Annotated in this window: 9 protein-coding genes and 1 tRNA gene; 2 read left to right on the top strand and 8 right to left on the bottom strand. The window is 29.8% G+C overall.

Annotated features, from left to right (window positions below; translation table 11 throughout):
- Positions 1 to 561 precede the first annotated feature (561 nt).
- A complete protein-coding gene (locus tag LPB03_RS06580) occupies positions 562 to 855 on the top strand; it encodes a hypothetical protein (RefSeq protein WP_139058944.1) in 294 nt (97 codons plus the stop codon).
- A gap of 159 nt (positions 856 to 1,014) precedes the next feature.
- Here the strand turns inward: LPB03_RS06580 and LPB03_RS06575 are convergent, their stop codons facing one another.
- Genes LPB03_RS06575 through LPB03_RS06555 form a run of 5 tightly spaced genes read right to left on the bottom strand, consistent with a single transcriptional unit; the run spans position 1,015 to position 7,706 of the window.
- Positions 1,015 to 2,580 carry a solute:sodium symporter family transporter gene (locus LPB03_RS06575; protein WP_065318681.1) on the bottom strand — a complete coding sequence of 522 codons (1,566 nt, stop codon included), beginning with the start codon at positions 2,578 to 2,580 and terminating at the stop codon, positions 1,015 to 1,017.
- Between the two features lie 26 nt (positions 2,581 to 2,606).
- Entirely contained in the window at positions 2,607 to 3,785 is a 1,179-nt protein-coding gene (locus LPB03_RS06570) for an aldose epimerase family protein (RefSeq protein WP_065318682.1), read from the bottom strand.
- Between the two features lie 23 nt (positions 3,786 to 3,808).
- Positions 3,809 to 5,317, bottom strand: coding sequence for an L-arabinose isomerase (araA, locus tag LPB03_RS06565; RefSeq protein WP_065318683.1), 1,509 nt, complete (start codon positions 5,315 to 5,317; stop codon positions 3,809 to 3,811).
- 12 nt (positions 5,318 to 5,329) lie between these two features.
- A complete protein-coding gene (locus LPB03_RS06560) occupies positions 5,330 to 6,031 on the bottom strand; it encodes an L-ribulose-5-phosphate 4-epimerase (protein WP_065318684.1) in 702 nt (233 codons plus the stop codon).
- A 1-nt stretch (position 6,032) separates the two neighbouring features.
- A complete protein-coding gene (locus tag LPB03_RS06555) occupies positions 6,033 to 7,706 on the bottom strand; it encodes a ribulokinase (RefSeq protein WP_065318685.1) in 1,674 nt (557 codons plus the stop codon).
- A 205-nt stretch (positions 7,707 to 7,911) separates the two neighbouring features.
- On the opposite strand from LPB03_RS06555, the gene LPB03_RS06550 reads away from it, so the two are divergent.
- Positions 7,912 to 8,601, top strand: coding sequence for an NUDIX hydrolase (locus LPB03_RS06550; protein WP_065318686.1), 690 nt, complete (start codon positions 7,912 to 7,914; stop codon positions 8,599 to 8,601).
- Positions 8,602 to 9,003: 402 nt separating this feature from the next.
- Here LPB03_RS06550 and LPB03_RS06545 read toward each other — a convergent pair.
- From LPB03_RS06545 to LPB03_RS06535, 3 genes are all read right to left on the bottom strand, one after another.
- Positions 9,004 to 9,077 (bottom strand) — tRNA-Thr (locus tag LPB03_RS06545).
- 210 nt (positions 9,078 to 9,287) lie between these two features.
- Complete coding sequence (locus tag LPB03_RS06540; protein WP_065318687.1) at positions 9,288 to 10,592, bottom strand: cryptochrome/photolyase family protein; 1,305 nt, start codon at positions 10,590 to 10,592, stop codon at positions 9,288 to 9,290.
- Between the two features lie 100 nt (positions 10,593 to 10,692).
- On the bottom strand, positions 10,693 to 11,160 hold the full coding sequence (locus LPB03_RS06535; RefSeq protein ID WP_065318688.1) for an SRPBCC family protein: 468 nt from the start codon (positions 11,158 to 11,160) through the stop codon (positions 10,693 to 10,695).

Below are 11,160 nucleotides of genomic sequence, written 5' to 3'. Positions count from 1 at the left end.
GTGTTTTAATAAAAAAGTTATCTTTACAAAAAAACAGTTATATAAAAATTATCATATCACGTTAATTTTACGGGATATGTGTAATAGAAGTTGTTATATAATGAGTTAGCACCAATTAAAAAAAACGAATTGTATATAGAATACTAATCATATCATACGCCTGAAAAGGAATTAACAGTTTGGAGATATCTAGATTTTGCAAAATTTGTTGACCTAACTACTAGCCAAAAATTATTTTTTTGTAGGTCTGATAATTTTGAAGATCCTTTTGAAGGAATCTTTAGACTTAAAGATTATGAAAAGACAAAAAGCATATTCGAAGATCAAGAAATTATTAAAAAATATTATTTCTTGAATTGTTGGCATATTAATGAAAACCAATCTGATGCTATCTAGAAAATTTTTCTTGACACTAAAAATAGAATTGTTATTAAATCGACAGTTGGAAATATAATTGAAAGTTTAAGAGAATCAGAAGACAATATAAATATTAGTAAAGTTTATTATAGAGATTTCAATAAAGTGACCTTTCAAGAATTAATGCTTGAAAAAAAGAACAAAATGTCCATTGGAAGAAGTATTAATCAATTTAACTATAAGAGAACGAGTTTTGAACACGAAAAAGAACTAAGATTATTCCACGTAGATTTACCAATTCCTCACGTAATAAAAAATGGAATTCCTAGAGAGCCTTTAACACATAAACATATTGATATAGATATATCTGAATTAATCAATGAAATAGTAATCGCTCCTTTTGCTGACGATTGGTTTAAGACAATGGTAGAAAGTCTAACTAAAAAACTAAATTTAAATTTTAAAACTACAAAATCTGAATTATATAATTTTTTTTAATAAAAAACTGTAGCTAACATCCGTATATAACAAATAAAATTTCAACCTATGGAATCCTAAAATATTATTCAACAAAAAACCAGTGAAATTATTTTCACTGGTTTAAATTATAAGTAGTTAATCTGTAAAAATCAGGATAACTTTTGGATTTTATTATTATTAAGAAAGATAAATATAAACACCTACAACAATAGCAACAATTGTATAACCAACAGGTTTTAAATACTTCCAAGAAGTAATATCTACTTGCTTTGTATATTCTTGTACATATTCAGTCTCTCTTGGAGCAAATTTACTAACCACAAACATTATAATAACAGTTAAAACAAAAAGTATTCCCATTAAGTGTAAGAAGCTAATATCTGGCTTAATTACATAAAGCGTAATTAAATATGTAACCACACTAAATAAAATAGCAATATTTGCTGCTTTTCCAGAAACTTTCTTAGAAAATACACCGACAAGTATTATGGCTAAAATTGGTACACTGTGTGTTCCATTTAGTTCTTGTAAATATGTAAAAATTCCACCTTCTACACCATATAATAAAGGTGCAATTGCCATAGAAAATAATGCTAAAACAATCCCAAATGTTTTTCCGGCTCTTACTATTTGTTTTTCAGAAGCATTATAGTTAAAATATTCTTTATAAAAATCTAACCCAAATAAAGTTACAGAACTATTTAAAGCACTATTAAAAGAGCTTAAAATTGCTCCGAAAAGAACAGCAGCAAAAAATCCAATAAAAGAAACTGGTAAAACAGCTTTTACAACCATTGGATAAGCCTCATCTGCATTTGCAATGTCTCCATTAAAAATATAAAAAGCAATAATACCTGGTAAAACCACAATAAACGGACCTAATATTTTTATAAATGCAGCTAATAAAAGTCCTTTTTGACCTTCTTTTAAGTTTTTAGCACCAAGAGCTCTTTGTATAATTGCTTGATTTGTTCCCCAGTAATAAAAATTTACAATAATCATACCTGTAAAGAGTGTCCAAAAAGGCACATCAGAATCTGGTCCTCCAATAATATCAAATTTTTCTGGTAAAGCAGTTGTTAGTTTTTGTAATCCTGTTAATATATTTCCATCTCCAATTTTCATTAAACCAAAAATTGGAATTAAAGAACCACCAATTAATAACCCAACTGCATTGATAGAATCTGATACAGCAACCGCTTTTAAACCACCAAATATTGCATAAATACTACCAATAATACCAATAGCCCAAACTGTTACCCATAGAGCTGGTTCTGGCTCCATTCCTAATGCCTGAGGAATATCAAACATGGTGTTAATTGCTAATGCACCAGAATATAAAACAGTGGGTAACATAGATATTGCATAGCCTAATAAAAATAATAAAGAAACTATAGTTTTAGTGCTTTTGCCATATCTTTTTTCTAAAAATTGAGGAATTGTTGCAATACCACTTTTAAGATATCTGGGCAATAAAACAAAAGCTGTAAAAACCATTGCAATAGCTGCAACTACTTCATAAGCCATAATGGGTAATCCGTCTCTAAAAGAAACCCCATTCATTCCAACAATTTGTTCTGTAGATAAATTAGTAAGTAATAAAGAACCAGCAATCACTGGGCCTGTTAAACTTCTTCCACCTAAAAAATAACCATCAGATGATTTTTCATCAGTTTTTCGTGTAGACCACCAAGCTATAACTGCTACAAATAAAGTAAATGCAACAAATGATAATATTCCCATAATTAATATTTTTAGTTAGCTGATTGTTATTTAGTTGAAAATTTAAAAGTTGTTTTAGTTGAATATGTTCCTCCAGGTTTTAAAACAGTTGATGGAAAATCTTTTTGATTTGGGGAATCTGGAAAATGTTGTGTTTCTAAACAAAATCCTGTTCTGTGAGCATAAGTTCCGCCATTTGGCATTGGTAAAGTTCCGTCTAAAAAGTTACCTGTGTACAATTGTATACCTGGTTCTTCTGTGAAAATTTCCATGAAACGCCCACTTTCTTCATTATACGCAGAAGCTGCAAAACTCATTGTTTCTTTTTCACCATTTAAAACCCAACAATGATCGTAACCTAAACCCAATTTCAATTGTAGATTTTCAGAATTTATTTCTTTAGCTATTTTTTTTGCTGATGTAAAGTCGAAAGGTGTTCCTATAACTTTTCTAATTTCTCCTGTTGGAATTAAAGTAGCATCTACAGGTATAAAAGCATCTGCATTTAAAACAATTTCATGATCTAAAATTTCTTTAGAAAAATCTGCGGATAAATTAAAATAAGCATGTTGAGTTAAATTAACAACGGTTGTTTTGTCTGAAGTAGCTTCGTAAGAAACTTCAATAGCATTGTCTTTTGTTAGTGTATAAATAACGGTTACGTTTAAGTTTCCAGGATATCCTTCTTCACCATCTTTACTTAAGTAAGTTAGTTTTAAAGACGAATCTTTAGTTCCTTCTATTGGTGTAGCTGTCCAAATAACCCTATCAAAACCAATAACTCCACCATGTAAATGATTCTCGTCATTATTTTTTACTAATGTATATTCTTTTCCTTCTAAGCTAAATTTTCCTTTTGCAATTCTGTTTCCATAACGACCAATTAAAGCGCCAAAGAAAGGGTTGTCATTTTCATAATCTTCTATATTATCAAATCCTAAAACAACATTTTCTAAAACACCTTTACTATTCGGTACTTTTAAAGATGTAATTCTTCCTCCATAAGTAATAATATCTACTTCTACACCATTGGTGTTTTTTAGCGTAAATTTTTCAACTGATTTTCCTTCTTTTGTTTTACCAAAATCAGATTTGTTAATTGCTAATTTACCCAAAGTTTCATCTTGTTTTTTTATAGCTTCTTTTTTATTGCCTTTACAATCTGAAAAAAATCCTAAAACAAGAATAAATATAAAAAAATAAGAAAGAGGTTTTAAATTTTTCATCTTTAAAAAGTTTTTAGTTAATATTATAATCGATGTTGAAACGTATTGTAATAAGCTTCGTTTGCATTCATTGTGTCTTTAAAGCTTCTAACTCTAGTGTCATTATCTATTACAAGTAATTCAATTCCAAAGATATCTGCAAAATCTTCCATATATTCTGTTGTAATTGCTTGAGAATATACAGTGTGATGTGCTCCACCAGCAAGAATCCAAGTAGTTGCAGCAATATCTAAATTTGGTTTTGCATCCCAAAGTACGCGTGCAACAGGTAAATTTGGTAAATCTTCCATTGGTTTTACAGCTTCCACTTCATTAACAATTAACCTAAAACGATTACCCATATCTACTAAAGATGCATTTATAGCTTCACCTTCAGGAGAATTAAATACCAAACGTACAGGGTCTTCTTTTCCGCCAATTCCTAAAGGATGAACTTCACAAGAAGGTTTTTTGTCTGCAATAGTAGGACAAATTTCTAGCATATGTGATCCTAATACATAAGATTTTTGAGGCGTAAAGTGATACGTATAATCTTCCATAAAAGAAGTTCCACCTTCTAAACCATAAGCCATTACCTTCATAACTCTAAGCATAGCAGCTGTTTTCCAATCTCCTTCTCCTCCAAAACCATAACCATCTGCCATTAAACGTTGAACAGGTAAACCAGGTAATTGTTTTAAACTTCCTAAGTTTTCGAAAGTATCTGTAAAAGCTTTAAAGCCACCTTCGTCTAAAAAAGTACGTAGTCCAATTTCTATCTTGGCAGATTCAATAAGAGATTCTCTCATCTCTCCACCCAATTTTAATTTATCAGATAAGTTATATTCTTTTTCGTAAACTTTTACTAAATCATTAACTTGTTGTGAGGTAACATTTTCTATTTTTTTTGTAATATCTGAAGAATCGTATCCATTTACAGACATTCCAAAACGTATTTGCGCTTCAACTTTATCTCCATCAGTTACAGCAACTTCTCTCATGTTGTCTCCAAAACGAGCAACTTTTAAGTTTTTCATTTCATCACAACCTAAAGCAACTCTAGACCAAATACCAATTTTACTTTGAACTTTTTCTTCTTGCCAATGCCCAACAACAACTTTACGTTTAATACGCATACGAGACATGATGTAGCCTAACTCTCTATCTCCATGAGCAGATTGGTTTAAATTCATGAAATCCATATTAATGTCTTTCCAAGGAATTTCTGCATTAAACTGGGTATGTAAATGACACAAAGGCTTATTTAAAATACTTAAACCTGCAATCCACATTTTTGCAGGAGAAAAAGTATGCATCCATGTTATAATACCAATACAATTTTTAGACGCATTTGCAGCTTCGCAAATTGCAGTTATTTCTGAGGGGGTTTTTACAGTTGGTTTAAAAATAATTTTTACAGGAATATTTTTTGAAGCATCTAAACCTTTTGCTATTTCTTGCGAATTTTTAGCAACTTGATTTAAAGTTTCTTCTCCATATAAATGCTGGCTACCTGTTACAAACCATATTTCTTTGTTAGATATATCAATCATAATTTTGGTTGTTTATTGTCCATAATAAGCATTTTTACCATGCTTACGTTCGTAGTGTTTTTTTATTAATGAGTTTTTTAACCTTTTTGCATTTGGGTTAATTTGTAGTGTTAAATATGCCATTTCTGCAACTACTTCTAACACTTTACTATTATATACTGCTTTTGCAGCATTTTTTCCCCAAGCAAAAGGGCCATGATTTCCTATTAAAATCATTTCTACTTCTTTATGAGATAAGTTTTTATCTTTAAAACAATCTAAAATTTGAATTCCAGTATTGTGCTCGTAGTTTCCTTGTATAAGTTCATCGCTCATTGGTGGTGCACAAGGAATATCTGCTGTTAAATGATCTGCGTGAGTTGTTCCAAAAATAGGTACATCTTGTTGCGCTTGTGCCCAAGCACAAGAAAATTTAGCATGTGTGTGTGCTATTCCTCCAATATCATCCCAGTTTTTGTATAAGTAAGAATGTGTTTTTGTGTCAGATGATGGTCTCATTGTACCTTCAACTATATTATTGTCATAATCTAAAATAACAATATTTTCTGGTTTAAGATTTTCGTAAGCAATACCACTTGGTTTTATGGCAAATACTCCGTTTTCTCTATCTACAGCACTAACGTTTCCAAAAGTATAGACTACAAGATCTAATGCATTTAGTTGCATATTAGCCTCGTAACATTCTTCTTTTAGCGATTTATATTTAGAACTCATTTTATTTAGTTTTTATAGTGTTTTCTACAAATTCGCCTAATGTTTTATAAGATTCCATTAGGTTGGCGTATGTTTTTATGTGGTTTTTTTCTGGGAAATATTCTGCTTCAAAATCACTTCCCATTACTTTACTCGCTTCAATTACATTATTGTAAACGCCAGCAGCAACTGCAGCATAAATAGCAGATCCTAAAGCTGGTGCTTGGTCTGATACTGCCACTTTAATTGGCATGTTTAAGACATTGGCTAAAGTTTGCATAATAAATGGAGATTTACGTGCAACACCACCAATTCCAATTACCGATTTTATTTCTACCCCTTCGTTTTCAAAACGATCTACAATCATTTTAGAACCAAAACAAATTGCATTTACCAATGCTTTAAAAATATGAGGTGCTTTTGTACCTAAAGAAATACCTGTAAAAGCTGCTTTTAATTCTTGATTTGCGTCTGGTGTTCTTCTACCATTAACCCAATCTAAAGCAATTGGTATAGCTTCTTCTAGAGGAATTTTCTCAGCTTGGTCTGCTAATGTTTTAATAAAATTAGCATCTATTTCTTCTTGAAGTTTTTCTTTTTGTTCTTTGGTTAGTATTGTTGATGTCATTACTAAATTATCAATTGGCCATGATAATAAATTTTTAAACCATGCCAAAACATCTCCAAAAGCAGATTGACCTGCTTCTAAACCAATAAAACCAGGAATCACAGAACCATCTACTTGACCGCAAATTCCACGAACACATTTTTCGCCAATAAGTTCTTCATCTGCAATCATTATATCACAAGTAGAAGTTCCCATAACTCTTACCAATGTGTGTTTATCAACTTTGGCACCAACAGCGCCAGAATGTGCATCAAAAGTACCCACAGCAATAACTGTGTTAGTAGTTAAACCTAATCTATCTGCCCATTCTTGGTTTAAATGACCAGCAACTTCATCAGAAGTATAAGTTTCTTCGTAAAGATTGCCTCTTAATTCTCCTAAATAGGGATCTAATTGATTTAAAAATTGTTCATCAGGTAAACCATTCCAGCTTTTATGCCACATTGCTTTATGACCTGCAGCACATCTACTTCTTTTAAAAGTATCTAAATCTTTACGATCTACTAATATATAGGTCATGTAATCACAATGTTCCATCCATGTATAAGTAGCTTCTTTTACGGCTTTATCTTCTCTAACTATATGTAAAATTTTTGCCCAAAACCATTCAGAAGAATAAATACCTCCTTCAAATTTTGTAAAATCTTCACCACCCCAATTTCTTGCTAAATCATTTATTTCATTAGCTTCTTTTACAGCTGTATGATCTTTCCAAAGAACCATTAACGCATTTGGATTTTCTTTAAAATCATCTACTAAGGCTAATGGAGTTCCGTCTTTTGTTATTGGTAATGGAGAAGAACCAGTTGTATCTATACAAATACTAACTATTAATTCTGGATTTATTTTACTTTGATAAATTACAGAATTAATTGTTTGCTCTAAACCTTCTATATGATCTAGTGGATGTTGTCTAAACTGATTAATTCTAGAATTGCAGTATAGTTGTTGTTTCCATCTTGGGTACCAAAATACTTCAGACGCTATCTCATTTCCATTTTTGGTATCTATTAAAACAGCTCTTACAGAATCTGAACCATAATCCAACCCAATTACATAACTTTCCATTTATTACTTGTTTGTGGTTCTAAAAAATTTAATATTTCTTAAGATGCATTTATCTTTTATAAGTGTGTTTTTCACATTTGTAAAATAAGAACAAAAATTTAATATTTACAAGTAAATAAGAATATAAATGTTATTTCTACACTTATACATGTGTAATCATTGGTTTTATGTAAAAAAAATATATTTTAGCCTAAAATTAATAACAATGCTTAAAGGTTACTTCTCAGAATATAAAGTTTTTTTAGCTGTAGATTGCATCATATTTGGTTTTGATGATGAGGATTTAAAAGTTCTTTTAATTCAAAGAGATTTTGAACCTGAAAAAGGCAAATGGTCTTTAATGGGTGGATTTCTAAAAAAAGAAGAAACTTTAGATGATGCTGCTTCTAGAGTGCTTTTTAAATTAACAGGAATGCATAATATTTACATGGAACAACTGTATTCTTTTAGTGAAGTTAATAGAGATCCTGTAGATAGAACTATTTCTACATCTTATTATGCAATTGTTAATATTGATAAACATAATAAAGAGTTAATTAAAAATTATAATGCCAAATGGTTTAGTCTGTCTAAAATTCCAGATTTAATTTTTGACCATAATTTAATAGTAGACAAAGCTGTAAGAAGATTAAGAAGAAGAACTTCTATAAATCCTATAGGTTTTGAGCTTTTACCAGAAAAATTTACCATGCGTCAACTACAAAAATTATATGAAGCTATTTTAGATAAAGACATAGACAAACGTAATTTTATTAATAAAATTAATTCTATGGATATATTGGTTAAATTAAAAGAAAAAGACATGTCTTCTTCTACCAAAGGTTCTTATTTATATAAATTTGATCAGCAAAAATATGATGAAAAGCAGGGAAACAACTTTTACCTTAAAATATAATTTTTAAAATTAAATTCAGTTCTCTTCTCTTTTTTGATTTGGATAAAAAACATTCTTTAAAAATTAGGGTGACTCAACTTTTTTGTAAACGATACAGAAGCTGAGTCACCCTAATTTATTTAGAAAAGCTAATAATTACCCCTTTTTTTGTTGATTTATTCCTCATTCAACCTTTTTATAAGTCCTTCCATTATGTATTATTTTCAAGTACTGTTTTAATTCAATATTAAAGCTTTTAATCAAACCTAAACTAAAATTACTATTTTATGAAAATTACATTTTTTTTACAGTACTATCGTGTCAATTTTTTTGAATGATAACTATAATACTTAATTAAAAACAAACTTAAAAGTACAAAGCACAAAAAAACTCTCAAAAATGATTTTGAGAGTTTTTTTATTGAGCCGATAGAGGGACTCGAACCCACGACCTGCTGATTACAAATCAGCTGCTCTAGCCAGCTGAGCTACATCGGCTTTTTGAATTTTAAGTCCGCAAATTAAATACTATTTTTAAAATATACCTAAAGAAATTTCATTTATTTTCAATAAAAAAAAGCTCCAAGTTATTGAAGCTTTTTAAGTCAAGAAAAATAATTTTTACAATGAATAGAAAAATACATAATACATATTTTATCATTGTATATTCTTAGAACGAATTTATTTATGTTTTGTTGTTGTATCTATTTAACTAACAGCATCTTTATATACTTTTAAGCAACGTTCTCTTGCTTCTTTATGATCTACGATTTCTTTAGCGTAGGTTAATTCTTGAAATTCGGGAACCCACTTTTTGATGTATTTTAAATCTTTATCGAACTTTTTAATTTGCGTTGTTGGGTTAAAAATTCTAAAATAAGGTGATGCATCTACTCCAGAACCTGCAACCCATTGCCAATTCCCAACATTGCTTGCCATCTCATAATCGTGTAATTTTTCTGCGAAATAGGCTTCTCCCCATCTCCAATCTATCAACAAATGTTTGCATAAAAAACTACCCACCAACATTCTAATTCTGTTGTGCATAAAGCCAGTTTCGTTTAATTGACGCATTCCTGCATCTACTAAAGGATATCCAGTTTCTCCATTACACCATTTTTTAAATTCGTGTTCGTTGTTTCTCCATTCAATTCTATCGTATTTGCTTTTAAAAGCTTTATCTTTTGTATGAGGAAAATGCCAAAGAATTTGCGCGAAAAATTCTCTCCAAATTAATTCTTGCCAAAAGATTTCGTTTTTTTCTGCAATAGCTTTTTTTATCATTTTTCTAATACTTGCAGTTCCAAAACGCAAATGTGGTCCTAATTTAGAGGTAGAATCTTGTGCAGGAAAATTACGAGTGTCTTCATATTCCTGAATTAACGTTGGTGTAACTGTAAAAGCTGCTATTTTTTGCGTTGATTTTTTAAAACCAATATCAGCAAGTGATACATTTGTTAATCTTGAATTCTCAATTAAATTGTCTAAAAATTGATTCGTGTAATAAATTTTTAAATCGATTTTTTCAAATTCTTTTTTCCATAATTTCATATATGGAGTGTACACTTTGTAAGGATCTCCATCGCTTTTTACAACTTCATGTTTCTCAAAAATAACTTGATCTTTAAATGTTTTAAAATTGATGTTTTCTTTAGATAAAAGTGTTGCTATTTTGGCATCTCTTTCTTTTGCATACGGCTCATAATCTCGATTTGTAAAAACAGTGTCAATGGTATGATCTTTTACTAATTGCTTAAAAACATCTTTTGGCTTTCCTTTTAGCATGGCAATACTGCTTCCATATTTTTCTTGCAGTTCGTTTCTCATTTCTTGAAGCGTATCAAAAATAAAAGTAACTCTAGCATCATCTTTTGGTAATTTTGATAGAATTTCTTCATCAAAAATAAAAATAGGTAAAACTTTATGTTCGGATTTTAATGCATTGTAAAAGCCTACATTATCATCTAAACGTAAATCTCTTCTAAACCAAAATATATTAATCGTAGTTTCCATTGCTGTTTAAGTTGTTTAATTTAAAGATATTAAAATGCCACGAATTCAAGAATTTATAAAGTTTAAACTCGTGAGTTCGTGGCAAGATATATAGTTTTAGTTACTTTTTATACGCACCAAAAAGCTCTAATAATTTTGTTTGTCTGTAGGCAAATATTTCTTCTAATTTTGGTTTCACTAAAAAAGGATGCGCTAATTGGCCTAAAAACCCTAAGGGAACTTTATAGTCGATAATATCCTCCATTTCAACACCACCATCAATTTCTTTGATAAAATGTTTGTGGTGCCATAAAGCATAAGGTCCATATAGTTGCTCATCTACAAAATACTTTTTATCTTCTATATGCGTAATTTCTGAAACCCATTTTGTTTTAATTCCTAAAAGAGGAGTTACAATATATTGTATAATTTGTCCAGTATACAAAGGTCTATCAATGTTAGAAACGATATCAAAACTCATATAATCTGGTGTAATTATTTTAAGGTTTTTTGGGTTTGATAAAAATTCCCAAGCTTCATCAACAGAAATTGGTAATTTTTGAGATTTATGTAACGTATATATTTTCAT

The sequence above is a fragment of the Polaribacter vadi genome (assembly GCF_001761365.1).
Taxonomy (GTDB): domain Bacteria; phylum Bacteroidota; class Bacteroidia; order Flavobacteriales; family Flavobacteriaceae; genus Polaribacter; species Polaribacter vadi.
The sequence above is the reverse complement of the archived record's forward strand: the minus strand, read 5'-3'. Positions and strand labels throughout refer to the sequence as shown.

What these genes read in the sequence shown, in the direction of transcription:
- LPB03_RS06580 (WP_139058944.1), top strand. Translation starts at nt 562, where the DNA reads ATGTCCATTGGAAGAAGTATTAATCAATTTAACTATAAGAGAACGAGT.
- araA (WP_065318683.1), bottom strand. Translation starts at nt 5,317, where the DNA reads ATGATTGATATATCTAACAAAGAAATATGGTTTGTAACAGGTAGCCAG.
- LPB03_RS06535 (WP_065318688.1), bottom strand. Translation starts at nt 11,160, where the DNA reads ATGAAAATATATACGTTACATAAATCTCAAAAATTACCAATTTCTGTT.
- LPB03_RS06570 (WP_065318682.1), bottom strand. Translation starts at nt 3,785, where the DNA reads ATGAAAAATTTAAAACCTCTTTCTTATTTTTTTATATTTATTCTTGTT.
- LPB03_RS06560 (WP_065318684.1), bottom strand. Translation starts at nt 6,031, where the DNA reads ATGAGTTCTAAATATAAATCGCTAAAAGAAGAATGTTACGAGGCTAAT.
- LPB03_RS06555 (WP_065318685.1), bottom strand. Translation starts at nt 7,706, where the DNA reads ATGGAAAGTTATGTAATTGGGTTGGATTATGGTTCAGATTCTGTAAGA.
- LPB03_RS06540 (WP_065318687.1), bottom strand. Translation starts at nt 10,592, where the DNA reads ATGGAAACTACGATTAATATATTTTGGTTTAGAAGAGATTTACGTTTA.
- LPB03_RS06575 (WP_065318681.1), bottom strand. Translation starts at nt 2,580, where the DNA reads ATGGGAATATTATCATTTGTTGCATTTACTTTATTTGTAGCAGTTATA.
- LPB03_RS06550 (WP_065318686.1), top strand. Translation starts at nt 7,912, where the DNA reads ATGCTTAAAGGTTACTTCTCAGAATATAAAGTTTTTTTAGCTGTAGAT.